Here is a 15189-nt window from a genome sequence, read left to right as displayed (position 1 = left end):
CTCCAGGTCTTGCGGGACACGAGGCAGACAGCGAGCGCGATCTCGGCAAACGCCATCTTGGGTAGGACAGGCATGACAACGCTCGGACTGGCTGAAACCCTGACGGTGATACCGGGCAAATCCGGCGGCTCTGTAAATATCGCCGGCCGTCCCTGCGGCCCACGCGCCGAGACCAGCCCCCCGCACCCGACACTCACCGGCGCGCCACCCGGCTGATTTGCCGCGCGTTAACTTTGTCTGAAGGACCGCATCGCCGGGGTCGTGAGCCCGCCCTGCGCCCCGTGCTCCCCATATTTATCCACAGGGTGAAAATGGGTCACAGTCCGCGGCGTCATTGTCAAAAACAGGCAAATTTGCCCGCTTTTGGATCAGGGATTCCGGCGTTTCCTGCAGATACCGAACATTATCGCCGCTCCCTGGGCCAGCGCCCCACGCCCGGTGTCCGCGCGAAACGTCGCGTTCTGGCAGAAAGGCGCTGATCCGGGCCAGCTTGCCCTTTCGCAGGTGAGAGCGCCTGCGTATAAGCGATTTGGCCGTGATCTGGTGCAGAGTCGCGGCCGTCATGTTTTGTGACATCCTCGATCTTCTGCACCAAGGCAAAGGCGCACCTCGAAATGTTCTCACTGTCAGATTTGACCGGTATGTTTTCCGCCGACATGGCCATCGACCTCGGCACGGCCAATACTCTGGTCTACGTCAAGGGCAAGGGCGTGGTGCTGGCGGAACCCTCCGTGGTGGCCTATCACGTCAAGGACGGGGTCAAGAAGGTGCTCGCCGTCGGCGAGGACGCCAAGCTGATGCTCGGCCGCACACCCGGCAGCATCGAGGCGATCCGGCCGATGCGCGAAGGGGTGATTGCCGATTTCGACACCGCCGAAGAGATGATCAAGCATTTCATCCGCAAGGTGCATAAGCGCTCGACCTTTTCCAAACCCAAGATCATCGTCTGCGTGCCGCATGGCGCGACCCCGGTGGAAAAACGTGCCATTCGCCAGTCGGTGCTCTCGGCCGGCGCCCGCAAGGCCGGGCTGATCGCCGAGCCGATTGCCGCCGCCATCGGTGCCGGCATGCCGATCACCGATCCCACCGGCAACATGGTGGTCGATATTGGCGGTGGCACCACCGAGGTGGCGGTGCTGAGCCTCGGCGACATCGTCTATGCCCGCTCGGTCCGTGTCGGTGGCGACCGGATGGACGAGGCGATCGTGAACTACCTGCGCCGCCAGCAGAACATCCTCGTCGGCGAGAGCACTGCCGAGCGTATCAAGACCTCGATCGGCACCGCACGGATGCCCGACGACGGCCGCGGCGCGACCATGCGGGTGCGGGGCCGCGATCTGCTGAACGGCGTGCCGAAGGAAACCGAGGTGACCCAGGCCCAGGTGGCCGAGGCGCTGTCGGAACCGGTTCAGGCGATCTGCGAGGCGGTGATGACCGCGCTGGAGACCACGCCGCCGGATCTCGCCGCCGATATCGTCGACCGCGGCGTGATGCTGACCGGCGGCGGCGCACTGCTGGGCGATCTCGACCTGGCGCTGCGCGAGCAGACCGGGCTGGCGGTGTCGATCGCCGACGAGAGCCTGAATTGCGTGGCGCTCGGCACCGGCAAGGCGCTGGAATACGAGAAACAGCTGCGCCACGCCATCGACTACGACAGCTGAGCGGGCGGCGCGGGCACCCCCCACCCTACAGCCAAACGTGATGCGGCGGCGTCTGGATTGCGCCGGCCAGACCGTGATATGACCGACTGACCCAGAGACCGGAGACGCCGCGTTGGCCAGAGATCGCGCGCATCACGAGGATTATGCGACCCCGCTCCGGCGGCTGGTGACCTTCGTGGTGCTGCTCTGCCTGATTGGCCTGTTCATCTTCTGGCGGATCGACAGCCCGCGGGTCGAACGTTTTCGCGCCCAGGTGATCGACCGGGTTATGCCGGGCTTTTCCTGGGCGATGGCGCCGGTCACCGCCACGGTCAATCTGATGCGCGATTTCCAGTCCTACCAGTCGCTCTATGCCCAGAACCAGGAACTGCGCCGCGAGCTGCAGCAGATGAAGAGCTGGAAGGAGGCCGCCCTGCAACTCGAGCAGGAGAACGCCCGGCTGCTCGATCTCAACAACGTCCGCCTCGATCCGCAGCTGACCTATGTCACCGGCGTGGTGCTGGCCGACTCGGGTTCGCCCTTCCGGCAGTCGCTGCTGCTCAACGTCGGCCACCGCGACGGCATCCAGGACGGCTGGGCGGCGATGGACGGGCTGGGCCTCGTCGGTCGGATCTCCGGCGTGGGCGAGCGCACGGCCCGGGTCATCATGCTCACCGACACCTCCTCCAAGGTGCCGGCGCTGATCCAGCCTTCGGGGCAAAAGGCGCTGGTGGTGGGCGACAATTCCATGGTGCCGCCGATCGACTTTCTCGAGGATGCCGACCAGGTGCGCCCGGGCGACCGGGTGATCACCTCCGGCGATGCCGGCGTGCTGCCGCCGGGGCTGGTGATCGGCCAGGTCGCCAAGGATCCCGGAGGGCGGCTCAGGGTGCGGCTCTCGGCCGATATCGAGCGGCTCGAGTTCCTGCGCGTGCTGCGCGATCACGGCACCCCGGCGGTCGATGGCGCCGGCGATCTGGTGGTGCCGCCAGCGATCCCCGACGACCTGGCCGAAGAGGCGCCGCTGCCGCCAGAGGAGGCCGCCGATGGCTGACAACACCGCCTCGCGGCTCTGGCTGATGCGCCTGACCTTCCTGGCGCTGGCGCTCACCACCGTCTTCTTCCGCCTGCTGCCGCTCGACACCGGGCCGGTGCGCTGGCCGGCGCCCGACGTGCTGCTGGCGCTCTGCCTCGCCTGGTCGCTGCGGCGGCCGGATTACGTACCGGTCACGTTCGTCGCCGCGGCGATCCTGCTCACCGATTTCTTCTTTCAGCGCCCGCCGGGGCTGATGGCGGCGCTGGTCGTGATGGCCTGCGAGGCGGTGCGCAAGCGCGGGCCGGGGCTGCGCGATGCGGGCTTTCTGGCCGAGCTGATCCTCGTCGCGCTCACCATCCTGGCCGTGGCGCTGGCCTACCGGGTGGCGCTGACCGTCTTCATGCTGCCGCGGCCGCTTCTGGGGATGTCGCTCTTGCAGGTGCTCTTTACCGTGGCCATCTACCCTGTGGTGGCGCTGGCCTCCGAGTGGCTGCTCGGGGTGCGCGCCCGCACCAATGCCGAACTCGCCGCCGGGAGGATGACATGAGACGCCCGCCCAGGGACACGCTGGAAAGCGCCCGCAAGGTCAGCCGCCGCGGCCTCGTGGTCGGCGGCTTGCAGGCCGGGTTCGTCGGTCTGCTGGGCTGGCGGATGCGGCACATGCAGGTCGACCAGGCCGACCAGTTCCGCTTTCTCGCCGAGGAAAACCGCATCAACATCCGGCTGATCCCGCCGGCGCGCGGCGAGATCTTTGATCGCAACGGCATCGCCGTCGCCGCCAATGCCCCGGCCTACCGCATCACCATGGTGCGCGAGGATGCCGGCGATATCGACGCTGTGCTCGAAAGCCTGGGCCAGCTGGTCGATCTCGATCCAGAAGAGGTCGAACGCGCCCGCGCCGAGATGAAGCGCTCGGCGCCCTTCCTGCCGGTCACCATCGCCGACCGGGTCAGCTGGGAGGACATCTCCCGCGTTGCCGTCAACGGCCCTGCCCTGCCCGGCGTCACCCCCGAGGTCGGCCTGTCGCGGCACTATCCCCTGCGCCACGACCTGGCGCATGTGGTGGGCTATGTCGGCCCGGTGTCCGAACGCGACCTGTCGCGCTACGAGGACCCGCCGCCGCTGCTGCGCATTCCGCGGTTCCAGATCGGCAAGGTCGGCGTCGAGACCAAGCTCGAGGAGGTGCTGCGCGGCGAGGCCGGCGCCAAGCGGGTCGAGGTCAACGCCGTCGGCCGGGTGATGCGCGAGCTCGACCGCCGCGAGGGCACCTCTGGGGCGACCGTGCAGCTGACCATCGACAGCAAGCTGCAGAACTACACCGCAGCCCGGCTGGGTCAGGAAAGCGCCAGCGTCGTGGTGCTCGATCTCGAGCATGGCGACATCCTGGCCGCCGCCTCCTCGCCCTCCTATGATCCCAACAAGTTCGTCCGCGGCATCTCGGTCGGCGATTACAGCGTGCTGCGCGAGAACGACCGCCGGCCGCTGGCCTCGAAGATCGTGCAGGACGCCTATCCGCCGGGCTCGACCTTCAAGATGGTCACCGCGCTGGCGGCGATGGATGCCGGGCTGATCACGCCGACCGAGACGGTCTGGTGCCCCGGCCATCTCGAGGTCTCGGGCCGCAGGTTTCACTGCTGGAAACGCGCCGGTCACGGCCACATGAACCTTGAAAAGAGCCTGCGCGAGAGCTGCGACGTCTATTACTACGATCTCGCGATCAAGGTGGGCATCGAGAATATCGCCGCCATGGCCCGCCGGCTGGGCCTGGGCGAGGTGCATGACGTGCCGATGTCTGCGGTGACCAAGGGGCTGGTGCCCGACAAGAACTGGAAGTTCATCAACCGCGGTGCCGACTGGGTGGTTGGCGATACCGTCAACGCCTCGATCGGCCAGGGGTTCGTGCTGACCTCGCCGCTGCAGCTGGCGGTGATGACGGCGCGGCTGGCCACCGGCCGGCAGGTCGAGCCGCGGCTGATCAAGCGGATCGACGGCGTCGAGGAACCCTCGCGCGGGGGCGAGAGCCTGGGGCTCAACGAGAACCACCTGCGCCAGATCCGCAAGGCGATGTTCGAGGTCTCGAACAACCGCCGCGGCACCGCCTATCGCTATCGCTCGGTCGCCGAAACGGCGCGGATCGCCGGCAAGACCGGCACCTCCCAGGTCCGCAACATCACCGCCGCCGAACGCGCCCGCGGGGTGACCCGCAACGAGGACCTGCCGTGGGAACGGCGCGACCACGGTCTCTTTGTCAACTTCGCCCCGGCCGAGGCGCCGCGCATCGCGGTGGCGACGGTGGTGGAACATGGCGGCGGCTCTGGCGCGGCCGCCCCGATCGCCCGCGACGTGACGCTGCAGGCGCTTTACGGCGATGACCCACCGCTCGAGGCCTATCCCAGCGCCGACCGCGGCCGCATCAAGTCGCAACAGGAGCGGCTGGCCCGCGAGCGCAGCGCACCGGGTGCGCCGGGCCAGGAAGAGGCCTGATGTCCTATCTCGAGTATAACGTCAAACACGTGCCCTCGGGGCCGCGCAAGATCCTCTACCTCAACTGGCCGCTGGCACTGCTGCTGATCACCGTCGCCTCGATCGGCTTCCTGATGCTCTATTCAGTGGCCGGCGGCTCGTTCAACCCCTGGGCCGAGCCGCAGATGAAACGCTTTGCGCTGGGCTTCGTGCTGATGCTGGTGGTGGCGCTGGTGCCGATCTGGTTCTGGCGCAACATGGCAGTGCTGGCCTATGGCCTGTCGGTGGTGCTGCTTCTTGCGGTCGAATTCGTCGGCGTCACCGGCATGGGCGCGCAGCGCTGGATCGACGTCGGCTTCATGCGGCTGCAGCCCTCCGAACTGATGAAGATCACCCTGGTGATGCTGCTGGCGGCCTATTACGACTGGCTGCCGATCAAGAAGACCTCGCGGCCGTTCTGGGTGCTGCTGCCGGTGCTTCTGGTGCTGTTTCCCACCTTCCTCGTACTGCGTCAGCCCGACCTTGGCACCGCCATCCTGCTGATGACCGGCGGCGGGCTGGTGATGTTCATGGCGGGGGTGCACTGGGCCTATTTCGCCGCGGTGATCGCCGCCGCGGGTGGGCTGGTGACGGCGGTGTTCCAAAGCCGGAACACTGACTGGCAGCTGCTCAAGGACTACCAGTTCCGCCGCATCGACACCTTTCTCGACCCCTCCTCCGACCCGCTGGGCGCCGGCTATCACATCACCCAGTCCAAGATCGCGCTGGGCTCTGGCGGCTGGACCGGGCGCGGCTTCATGCAGGGCACGCAGTCGCGGCTGAACTTCCTGCCAGAGAAACACACCGATTTCATCTTCACCACGCTGGCCGAGGAGTTCGGCTTCATCGGGGCGTTCTCGCTGCTCGGGCTCTATGCGTTGATCATCGCCTTCTGCATCGCCTCGGCGCTGCAGAACCGCGACCGCTTCGCGGCGCTGCTGACGCTGGGCATCGCCACCACCTTCTTCCTGTTTTTCGCCGTCAACATGTCGATGGTGATGGGGCTGGCGCCGGTGGTCGGCGTGCCGCTGCCACTCGTGAGCTACGGCGGCTCGGCGATGCTGATCCTGATGATCGGCTTCGGGCTGGTGCAATCGGCGCATGTCCACAGACCGCGCGGGGCGATATGACCAACATCCTGTTCGCCGCCGGCCCGTCCCGCTGGGAAAGCTGGGCGCCACCGCTGCGCGCCGCGCTTGACCGCGCCGGGCTGGACCACACCCTGTCGCGGGAGATGGCGCCGGAGCTGGTCGATTACATCGTCTACGCGCCGGATTCCGAGTTGCAGGATTTCACCCCCTTCACCCGCTGCAAGGCAGTGCTGAACATCTGGGCCGGGGTGGAGGCAATCGTCGGCAACCCGACCCTGACCCCGCCGCTGGCGCGCATGGTCGGCGGCGGGCTGACCGAAGGAATGGTGGAATATGTCCTCGGCCATGCGCTGCGTCATCACCTCGGGATGGATGCGCATATCGTGAACCCCGGGCACCGCTGGCACTGGGCCCCGCCGCCGCTGGCCTCTGAGCGCCGGGTGACGGTGCTGGGGCTGGGCGCGCTGGGGGCCGAGGTGGCGCGGAAACTGGCGGATGTGGGGTTCCGGGTGACCGGCTGGAGCCGGCGGCCGAAACAGATCGCCGGGGTGCATACGCTGAACGGGGCCGACGGGCTGGACAAGGCCCTGCGCGGCGCCGAGATCCTCGTGCTGCTGTTGCCCGACACGCCGGCGACCGGGAATATCCTGAACAAAGAGGCGCTGGCGCTGCTCGCCGAGGGTGCCTTCGTGATCAACCCGGGGCGCGGGCCGCTGATCGATGATGATGCGCTGCTGGCGGCGCTGGACTCGGGGCAAGTGGCCCATGCGACGCTGGATGTGTTCCGGCAGGAGCCCTTGCCGCAGGACCACCCCTTCTGGGGCCATCCACGGGTGACGGTGACGCCGCATGTGGCCTCGGAGACCCGGGCCACCAAAGGGGCCGAGGTAATTGCCGAGAACATCCTGCGCGGCGATGCGGGTCAGCCTCTTCTGCATCTGGTGGACCGCGCGGCGGGCTACTGAGCCCGCTCATGCGCCCCGGGCTGGCCAACGCGCCCCCGCCCCTGCTTCTTCTGTTTGAAAATACCTCGGGGGGTCCGGGGGGCTGCCCCCCCGGGCGCCTGCCTCAGCTCGACACCTGTTCCCTCAGGATCGACGCGGTCAGCGAGATCAGCAGGTAAATCCCGCCAAAGATCAGGAAGGCCAGGATCGTGTTCTCGAAACTGCGCGGATAGCTCGGGTCCTGCGAGGCCACCGGGGCCACCGCGGTCTGAAGATAGCGCACCTGGGCATTGGCCTCGCGCCGGGTCTGGCTGAGCGAGGTCAGCGCCTCCTGCAGCATCAGGTCGCGGGTCGCCAGATCGGCCTGCGCCATCTGGATTTCCGACGACAGCTGAGCCAGCGAATTCTCGCCTTCAGAGGCCTGCGTCATGTCGGCCTGCAACCGTGCCAAGAGATCGTTGAGCCGGCGGATGTCACCGCGCGCCCCTTCGACCTTGGCCTGATTGGGGCGGGCGTTGTCGAGCAGCGCCTGCAGTTGCAGCTCGCGCTCCTGAACCTGCACCTCGACGTTGTTGATCTGCTGCCGCAGCGAGGCGATCCGGCCTTCGGGATCGAGCACCTGCGACACCTGTTGCAGCTCGACCAGCCGCAGCTGGGCGTCGCGGCGCGCCGCCTCGGCTTCTTCCAGCGCCTCCTTGGCGCCCTGAAGCTGATCCTCGCGCTTGCGCTGCGACAGGCTGTCGACGCGGTCCTCGGCGTAATCTATCAACGCCTTGGTGTATTGCGCGCTGACCTCGGGGTTGGCGGCGACGATCTCCATCCGGATCACGCCCTCGGTCGGGTCATAGCCGATCTCGATGTTCTTCTTGTAGAGCTTGTAGGCGGCCTCGTTCGAGGCATCCGCATCCAGCCGCTGGATCGGATCGATCCAGTCCTGGGTAAAATGGCTGCGAAAGCCCACGTCCTGGTCAAGCCGCAGCATCGCGTCCTTGGACATCAGATAGCTCTGCACCGCGATCGCATCCTGATTGGTGGCGAACTGCGTGCCCGAAAGCAAACCGCCCATGCCGGCGGATCCGGCACCGTCATTGGCAATGATCAGGAACTCGGACTTGGTGGCATACATCGGGGTCGCCACGGCGTAGAAATACCAGCCGCAGATCAGCGTCGGCAGGCCGACGAAAAACGCCAGCCGGGTGAGCAGCAGCATCGACTTGCGTCGCCGCCGCTTGGCGATGTCGCGCTGGATGTCGCCGATCTCGCGGATGCGGCGCTCCATCGGGTTGGCGGTTTCGGTGGCGGGCAGGTTCTTGCCCGGGGCCGGCACCGTCTGCGGCAGCTGGACCTTGCCCTTCTTGGCCGGCAGATCCGCGTCTTCCTGGGCCGAGACCACAAGCTCGAGCATGTTGGCGCGCTGGAACGGATCGATGCCGCGCTGGCGCAACTGGCGCACCGCGTCGAAATCGCTGGTCACTGCCAGCCCGTGCTTCTGCGCCATCCGCCGCGCCATGCGCAGCTGGCGGCCGGTCAGGCCTTCCTGACGAATAGCCTCCATATCGGTCTCGCCGGCCACCTGTGCGGCGGAAGAGACCTCGCCGTCGCGCGGCGGTTTGGCCGGCGCATCGGCGGTCGGGGGCGCAGCGGCGATCCGGGCGATGGTGGCGCCGGTCTTGGCCTTGCGATCCGTGGCGGGATCGGCGGCGGCGCCTGCCGCGGCTGTGGCCTGCGGCGTCGAGGTTTCCTGCGACGTTTCCTGGCGCAACGCGCGGATCTGGCCGATCAGGTTGTCAGACTCGGGGGTGGCCTTCGGCGCGGCGGCACGGCTGTTGGCCGGCGCCTGCGCCACGGGGCCTTCGGGCCCGACCACGTCCTGCGCATTGCCAGGGTTGCTGCGGCGAACGCGAAACTTCTTAGCCTTGGGTTTCGTAGTCATAGAGTTGCTTCGCTTCCTCCAAGGTTTCAAACATGTGCAACTGGCCATTCAACAAAACACCGGCCTTGCGGGCGAATTTCTCCAGCACGCGTGGCTGGTGAGAGACGATGATGATGGTGGTGGTCCGAAGCCGCTCTGCCAGGATGGCGGCGGCCTTCTTGTTGAACTCCACATCGGTCGAGTTGGGCATGCCTTCGTCGATCAGATACATGTCGAAATCGAGCGCCAGCATCAAAGAGAAGGTAAACCGCGCCTTCATGCCGCTGGAAAAGGTGCCCAGCGGCTGATCGAAATACTCCCCCAGACCGCAGAGCCAGCGACAGTAGGCTTCCACGTAATCGGGGTCGAGGCCATAGAGACGGGCAATGTAACGGGCGTTTTCATGGGCCGAGTGTTTCGACACCACACCGCCCATGAAGCCCAGCGGAAAAGAGATGCGGCAGCCGCGGCGAATCTCGCCCTCGTCGGGCTTTTCCAGCCCCGCCATCATCTTGATCAGCGTGGTCTTGCCGGTGCCGTTCGGCGCCAGGATGCCCAGCGACTGGCCCAGGTCAACGCGAAACGAGGCACCGTCAAGGATCACCTTGCGCTGCGTCCCGGTCCAGAAGGACTTGCTCACGTTGTCGAATTCCAGCATGCGATACGGCCCTCCCGGGGTCTGCTCGCCTCAAGTTACTCGAGGTTTATTAAACCAGTCTTAGAGCTTGAATCTGGTCATATTATGACCCGGACGCGCCGATTGTTTCAATCGAAAGCACCGCAATGACCCGTCCTTGCCGCATTTGCGACCGGAATGCGCGCCCTGCGTGGGGCAGCCCCGCACCACGACCGCCATGCGGGCAATCTCAGCCCGCCCACAACGAAAAACCGGCGCGGAGCACCGCGCCGGTTTCGCTTGTCGAAGTCACAGAGACTCAGAAGTTCTGCTTTTGCACCCGAAAGAGCTTGCCCGATGCAATCGCCACAAGTGCCGCGGCAAAGCTGAACAGCGCGCCCATCTTGGCCGAATCCTGCACCGGCCCGGCGTCAAACGCCACCGACGCGACAAAGAGCGAAACGGTAAAGCCGATGGCCGCGACGAAGCCGATCACCACAAGGTCGATGATTCGCATGCCCTGCGGTATTCCCAGCTTGAGCGGCTTGGCCGCCACCCAGCCGAACGCCAGAATGCCCACCGGCTTGCCGATCAGGAGCCCCGCAAGCACCAGCCAGGTCGCCGGCCCGATCGACGAGAACTCGACCCCGGCATTGAGCAGGCCGAAGAAGAACAAGATCACCTCGACCGGGTGCTTGAGCGCATGTTCGATCATGTTCAGCAGGTCGGTGAGATACTGCTCGGCCTCCGAGAAGATGCCGAAGGCGCGGTCGGCATGGGGGATCGTCGGCACGATCGGCAAGAGCCCCAGCGCCGGGTGCAGCCCGGACATCATGAAGCCGTACCAGCTTGCCGCGCCGGCCAGCAGGTAGGGCCAGAACGACAGGGACTTGCGCACCCAGGTCGAGGTCGGCCGGTCGGGGTTGCCGCGGTCGAGCTTGCGCGGCAGCCAATTGGCCAGCACGAAGACCCCCACCGCCGCGCCGAGCGACAGCAGCAGCCAGACCGGCGCCAGCTCGCCAGAGGGGTAGAAGACCGCGAGGATGATCAGCCCCGCCGCATCGTCGGCAATCGCCAAGAGCAGCAGGAAGCGCACCGCGGGGTGGCCGGCCCCAAAGACCAGCCGGCCGATCAGGTAGGAAAAGGCGATGTCGGTGGCGGTGGGGATGGCCCAGCCATTGGCCACCGCCGAGTAGGTCTCGGAGCCCATCACCGCCGCCAGCCCGAGATAGACCGCGATCGGCCCGAACATGCCGCCGGCGGTGGCAAACAGCGGCGTCGCCGCCTTCTTGCCCCTGAGCGAGCCGTTCTCGAGGATCACCGCCTCCCAGACCTCCTTGGCGGCGATGCCGAAGAAGAAGGCCATCAGCAGGTCATTGACCAGGTAATGCAGCGTCAGCGTGCGGTGGCCTTCACCATAGACGAACTCTGTGCCATCAGCCTCGGTATGGACCTCGGCACCGGCGGCCACCATCTCGGCAAAAGCCGGGTCGGTGGCGGCGATATGGGCGGCGTGCCAATGGCCGATCGGTGCGTGATCCCAGATCACGAAGTCGACGAAGCTGTGATAGGCGTCGGCCCAGTAGTGCGGATCGCCCGCCACCGGGGCGATCAGGTCCAGATTGGCCCAGACCAGCGCGATCAAGGCGCCAAAGATCAGAAGCAGCGAATAGTTGGTCAGAAAATTCCAGACGCGATACATGTCTCTCCCGGCCCTCCCCCTGAGTATGGTTTCGACCTAGCGCAAAACCCCGGTTGCCGCAACGCAAGCCGTTGAAAATCGGACCGGCAGGAGCTTCAAAGCGCATTTGATGATCGCCGGATGCCCCCTGAAAGGCGCTCAGTCAGGGGTGGTCCTGAGGCTGGCCATCAGACTGTGGAACTTCTCGCCCTGGATCGCCACATGGCCGCGCAGCGCATCCGCCGCCGCCTGGCTGTCGCCCTGCTGCAGCGCTGCGACGATCGCTTCGTGTTCCGCCATAGACTGCGCCATCCGTCCGCGCAGCCGCAGCTGCTGGCGGCGGAACGGCTTCAGCCGCCGGTGCAATTCGCCCGCTTCGGCGGCGAGGTAGCCATTGCCCGACTGCTGGTAGATCACCCGGTGAAACCGCTCGTTCTCACTGTAATAGCCATCCGGGTCCTGACGCTCGATCGCCGCGCGGCATTTCGCATTGGCGTCATGCAGCTCTGCCAGCGCCGGATCTGTGATCCGCAACGCCGCCAGCCGGCCGCAGACCGCCTCGATCTCGGCCATCGCCTCGAACATCTCGAGCAGTTCGACCGGCCCGGGCTGGCGGACAAAGGCGCCGCGGCGCGGCACCAGCTCGACCAGCCCGGAGCGCGCCAGTCGCTGCAGGGCTTCGCGCAGGGGCGTGCGTGACACCCCGAAATGCTCGGCCAGACGCACCTCGTCGAGACGGTCGCCATCGGCGTGGGTCCCGTCGAAGATCCGTTCCTCGAGCGCTTCGGCAATGGCATCTGAGCGGCGGCGTTCCATGCCCTCGGTGATACTGTGGCCCTTCCGGTAATGCAATATTGCCTTTGTTGTATACAAGAAGCTTGACTGAGAAAACAGCGTGTGGTTGGGTGCCCCCAGTCCCGGCCCCTCAGGGACCGGATTCCTTCGGCGCGCGATGCGCCACCCGAACTCCAGGAGAGTTGCGACATGACCCTGCTAGCGGACCTGCTGTCCACCGTCTTTGAACGCCGCTACCGCCGCGAGGCGCCGGGGGCTGCCAGCGACGGCCGGCCGCTGGGCGAGATCGCCATGGCGCTGGTCGGATCGGCCAGCGAGACCTCGGGGCTGGCGCTGGCCCGCGAGATCCTGTCGCGCTACGGCGGGCTGACCGACGACCAGAAGCTCGACTTCTTCCGCTTCCTCGCCACGCGGATGAACATCGATCCCGAAGCGGTGCGCAGCCGGCTCGAGGATTACGAGCGCACCCCCACCAAGGCCAGCTACCGCGCCTTTGCCGAAGCCGCCGAGCCGCGCCGGCAAGAACTGATCCGCCGGCTGAACCGGGTGCAGGGCGCCACCGGCGAGCTGGTCAAGATGCGCGCCGACCTGCTGCGGCTCGGGGTGTCGGAGCCGGAACTGGCGGCGCTCGACCTCGATTTCCGCCACCTCTTTGCCTCCTGGTTCAACCGCGGCTTCCTTGTCTTGCGGCCGATCAGCTGGGAAAGCCCGGCGCATATCCTTGAAAAGATCATCGCCCATGAGGCGGTGCACGCGATCGACAGCTGGTCGGAGCTGCGCCGCCGGCTGGAACCCAGCGACCGGCGCTGTTTCGCCTTCTTTCACCCGGCGATGCCCGACGAGCCACTGATCTTTGTCGAGGTGGCGCTGACCACCGGCACCCCCGGTTCGGTGCAGGCGCTTCTGGCCGAGGATCGCGCGCCGATGCCGGCCAAGGGCGCCGACACCGCGGTGTTCTACTCGATCTCCAACTGCCAGGAGGGGCTCGCCAGCATCTCGTTCGGCAATTCGCTGATCAAGCAGGTGGCGGCCGATCTGGCGGCGGAACTGCCGGGGCTCAAGACCTTTGTCACCCTGTCGCCGATCCCGGGCCTGACCCGCTGGCTGACGCAGGAGGGCATCGACGCCGCGGCCGCGCCCCCCGAACGGATCAAGGCCCTCGCGGCGCATTACCTGCTCAAGGCCAAGTCGCGCGGCGGGGTGCCCTTTGATCCGGTGGCCCGCTTCCACCTCGGCAATGGGGCGCTGGTGCATGCGGTGCATGCCGAGGCCGACACCTCCGACAAGGGCCGGGCGCAGTCGGGCGGCGTGATGGTGAACTATCTCTACGATCTCGCCCGCGTCGAACAGAACCACGAAGTCTTTGCCACCTCGCGCGACGTGGTGGCTGCGAAGGAGGTCAAGGCGCTGGCCGAGACCGCCGACCTCACCCCCATTCAGGAAAGCTGACCCCATGGCGAACCCCCTCTACGATGGCCTCTTCGGAGTGCATGCCGGCCAATCCACCCCCTTCCTGCATCTCGCGACCGGCGCGGTCATCAGCCACGCCGAGTTCCTCGCCATCGGCGCGCGGATTGCCAACGTCACCGCCCGGCTCGGGCTGAAGCCCGGCGACCGGGTGGCGGTGCAGGTCGACAAATCCCCCGAGGCGCTGGCGCTCTATGCCGCCTGCGCCCAGGCCGGGCTGGTCTTTCTGCCGCTCAACACCGCCTATACCGCCGACGAATTGCGCTATTTCATCGAGAACTCCGGCGCGGCGCTGATCGTCTGCGACGCTGGCAGCGAAGACAGCCTGCGCCAGATTGCCGGACCGCTCGGCGCGCAGGTGGAAACGCTGAACGCCGATGGCAGCGGGTCGCTGATGGCGCAGGCGCGCAAGGCCGAGGCGGAGTTTGCCACCGTCGACCGCAGCGGCGAGGACCTCGCGGCCTTTCTCTATACCTCCGGCACCACCGGCCGTTCCAAGGGGGCGATGCTGACCCAGACCAACCTGCTGTCGAACGCCCGGACGCTGGTCGAGGAATGGCGTTTCACTGCGGACGACGTGCTGCTGCATGCGCTGCCGATCTTTCACACCCACGGTCTTTTCGTCGCCACCAACGTGATACTGGCCTCGGGCGGCAGCATGATCTTCCTGCCGAAACTCGATCTGGACCAGATGATCGCGCGAATGCCCGAGGCGACAACGATGATGGGCGTGCCGACCTTCTATACCCGGCTGCTGGGCGACGACCGGTTCACCCGCGAGCTCACCTCCCACATGCGGCTCTTCATCTCCGGCTCGGCGCCGCTCCTGGCGGAAACCCATGTGCAGTTCGAGGACCGCACCGGCCACCGCATCCTTGAGCGATACGGCATGACCGAGACAAACATGAACACCTCAAACCCCTATGACGGCGAGCGCCGCGCCGGCACCGTGGGCTTCCCCCTGCCCGGCGTCGCGCTCAAGATCACCGACCCGGTGACCGGCGACACCCTGCCCGACGGCGAGGTCGGCCAGATCGAGGTGCGCGGGCCGAATGTCTTCAAGGGCTATTGGCAGATGCCCGAAAAGACCGCGGCCGAGCTGCGCGCCGACGGCTTCTTCATCACCGGCGATCTCGGCCGGATCGACGCGGACGGCTATGTCCATATCGTCGGTCGCAACAAGGACCTGATCATCTCGGGCGGCTACAATATCTATCCCAAGGAAATCGAACTGGTGCTCGACGAGCAGCCCGGCGTACTGGAAAGCGCGGTGATCGGCGTGCCGCACCCCGATTTCGGCGAGACGGTGGTGGGCGTGATCGTTCCCGCGCCGGGCGCCACCCCCGATACCGATGCGATCATGCAGGCGGTGCAGCAGTCGCTGGCGCGGTTCAAGCACCCCCGCGCGTTGATCTCGCTGGCCGAGCTGCCGCGCAACACCATGGGCAAGGTGCAGAAGAACGTGTTGCGCGCGGACTACAAGGACATGTTCGCAGGCTGAGCCG

12 protein-coding genes are annotated in these 15189 nt (G+C 66.6%); 8 read left to right on the top strand and 4 right to left on the bottom strand.

The features are described 5' to 3' along the window. The first annotated feature begins 614 nt into the window (after positions 1–614). The 6 genes from VOI27_RS14100 to VOI27_RS14075 all read left to right on the top strand — a co-directional run bounded on the left by VOI27_RS14100 (position 615) and on the right by VOI27_RS14075 (position 7234). Positions 615–1661, top strand: coding sequence for a rod shape-determining protein (locus VOI27_RS14100; RefSeq protein WP_323765996.1), 1047 nt, complete (start codon positions 615–617; stop codon positions 1659–1661). A 112-nt stretch (positions 1662–1773) separates the two neighbouring features. After that, the gene (gene mreC, locus VOI27_RS14095; protein ID WP_323765995.1) at positions 1774–2694 is read left to right on the top strand and encodes a rod shape-determining protein MreC; all 921 of its coding nucleotides are present in this window, start codon (positions 1774–1776) and stop codon (positions 2692–2694) included. Next, a complete protein-coding gene (locus VOI27_RS14090) occupies positions 2687–3223 on the top strand; it encodes a rod shape-determining protein MreD (RefSeq protein ID WP_323765994.1) in 537 nt (178 codons plus the stop codon). The genes mreC and VOI27_RS14090 overlap by 8 nt, the downstream gene beginning before the upstream one ends. Next, a complete protein-coding gene (gene mrdA, locus VOI27_RS14085) occupies positions 3220–5160 on the top strand; it encodes a penicillin-binding protein 2 (protein WP_323765993.1) in 1941 nt (646 codons plus the stop codon). The genes VOI27_RS14090 and mrdA overlap by 4 nt, the downstream gene beginning before the upstream one ends. Then, entirely contained in the window at positions 5160–6308 is a 1149-nt protein-coding gene (gene rodA / locus VOI27_RS14080) for a rod shape-determining protein RodA (RefSeq protein ID WP_323765992.1), read from the top strand. The genes mrdA and rodA overlap by 1 nt, the downstream gene beginning before the upstream one ends. Then, positions 6305–7234 (top strand): glyoxylate/hydroxypyruvate reductase A, encoded by a 930-nt coding sequence (locus VOI27_RS14075; RefSeq protein WP_323765991.1) that lies wholly within the window; start codon positions 6305–6307, stop codon positions 7232–7234. Before rodA ends, VOI27_RS14075 begins: the two co-directional genes overlap by 4 nt. A 103-nt stretch (positions 7235–7337) precedes the next feature. On the opposite strand, the gene VOI27_RS14070 is transcribed toward VOI27_RS14075, so the two are convergent. The 4 genes from VOI27_RS14070 to VOI27_RS14055 all read right to left on the bottom strand — a co-directional run bounded on the left by VOI27_RS14070 (position 7338) and on the right by VOI27_RS14055 (position 12238). Then, on the bottom strand, positions 7338–9146 hold the full coding sequence (locus VOI27_RS14070) for a capsule biosynthesis protein (protein WP_323765990.1): 1809 nt from the start codon (positions 9144–9146) through the stop codon (positions 7338–7340). Next, on the bottom strand, positions 9124–9783 hold the full coding sequence (locus VOI27_RS14065; protein ID WP_323765989.1) for an ABC transporter ATP-binding protein: 660 nt from the start codon (positions 9781–9783) through the stop codon (positions 9124–9126). The genes VOI27_RS14070 and VOI27_RS14065 overlap by 23 nt, the downstream gene beginning before the upstream one ends. 277 nt (positions 9784–10060) lie before the next feature. Then, complete coding sequence (locus VOI27_RS14060) at positions 10061–11443, bottom strand: Na+/H+ antiporter NhaA (protein ID WP_323765988.1); 1383 nt, start codon at positions 11441–11443, stop codon at positions 10061–10063. 138 nt (positions 11444–11581) lie between these two features. Further along, positions 11582–12238: a GntR family transcriptional regulator gene (locus VOI27_RS14055; protein ID WP_323766045.1), complete on the bottom strand. Its 657-nt coding sequence runs from the start codon at positions 12236–12238 to the stop codon at positions 11582–11584. A gap of 168 nt (positions 12239–12406) precedes the next feature. On the opposite strand from VOI27_RS14055, the gene VOI27_RS14050 reads away from it, so the two are divergent. Further along, complete coding sequence (locus VOI27_RS14050; RefSeq protein ID WP_323765987.1) at positions 12407–13666, top strand: malonyl-CoA decarboxylase; 1260 nt, start codon at positions 12407–12409, stop codon at positions 13664–13666. A gap of 4 nt (positions 13667–13670) precedes the next feature. After that, complete coding sequence (locus VOI27_RS14045) at positions 13671–15185, top strand: malonyl-CoA synthase (protein WP_323765986.1); 1515 nt, start codon at positions 13671–13673, stop codon at positions 15183–15185. Positions 15186–15189 lie beyond the last annotated feature (4 nt).

This window comes from Marinovum sp. (genome assembly GCF_034669705.1).
Taxonomy (GTDB): Bacteria; Pseudomonadota; Alphaproteobacteria; order Rhodobacterales; family Rhodobacteraceae; genus Marinovum.
The sequence above is the reverse complement of the archived record's forward strand: the minus strand, read 5'-3'. Positions and strand labels throughout refer to the sequence as shown.

What these genes read in the sequence shown, in the direction of transcription:
- VOI27_RS14100 (WP_323765996.1), top strand. Translation starts at nt 615, where the DNA reads ATGTTCTCACTGTCAGATTTGACCGGTATGTTTTCCGCCGACATGGCC.
- VOI27_RS14070 (WP_323765990.1), bottom strand. Translation starts at nt 9,146, where the DNA reads ATGACTACGAAACCCAAGGCTAAGAAGTTTCGCGTTCGCCGCAGCAAC.
- mrdA (WP_323765993.1), top strand. Translation starts at nt 3,220, where the DNA reads ATGAGACGCCCGCCCAGGGACACGCTGGAAAGCGCCCGCAAGGTCAGC.
- VOI27_RS14050 (WP_323765987.1), top strand. Translation starts at nt 12,407, where the DNA reads ATGACCCTGCTAGCGGACCTGCTGTCCACCGTCTTTGAACGCCGCTAC.
- VOI27_RS14055 (WP_323766045.1), bottom strand. Translation starts at nt 12,238, where the DNA reads ATGGAACGCCGCCGCTCAGATGCCATTGCCGAAGCGCTCGAGGAACGG.
- VOI27_RS14045 (WP_323765986.1), top strand. Translation starts at nt 13,671, where the DNA reads ATGGCGAACCCCCTCTACGATGGCCTCTTCGGAGTGCATGCCGGCCAA.
- VOI27_RS14065 (WP_323765989.1), bottom strand. Translation starts at nt 9,783, where the DNA reads ATGCTGGAATTCGACAACGTGAGCAAGTCCTTCTGGACCGGGACGCAG.
- rodA (WP_323765992.1), top strand. Translation starts at nt 5,160, where the DNA reads ATGTCCTATCTCGAGTATAACGTCAAACACGTGCCCTCGGGGCCGCGC.
- VOI27_RS14060 (WP_323765988.1), bottom strand. Translation starts at nt 11,443, where the DNA reads ATGTATCGCGTCTGGAATTTTCTGACCAACTATTCGCTGCTTCTGATC.
- VOI27_RS14075 (WP_323765991.1), top strand. Translation starts at nt 6,305, where the DNA reads ATGACCAACATCCTGTTCGCCGCCGGCCCGTCCCGCTGGGAAAGCTGG.
- VOI27_RS14090 (WP_323765994.1), top strand. Translation starts at nt 2,687, where the DNA reads ATGGCTGACAACACCGCCTCGCGGCTCTGGCTGATGCGCCTGACCTTC.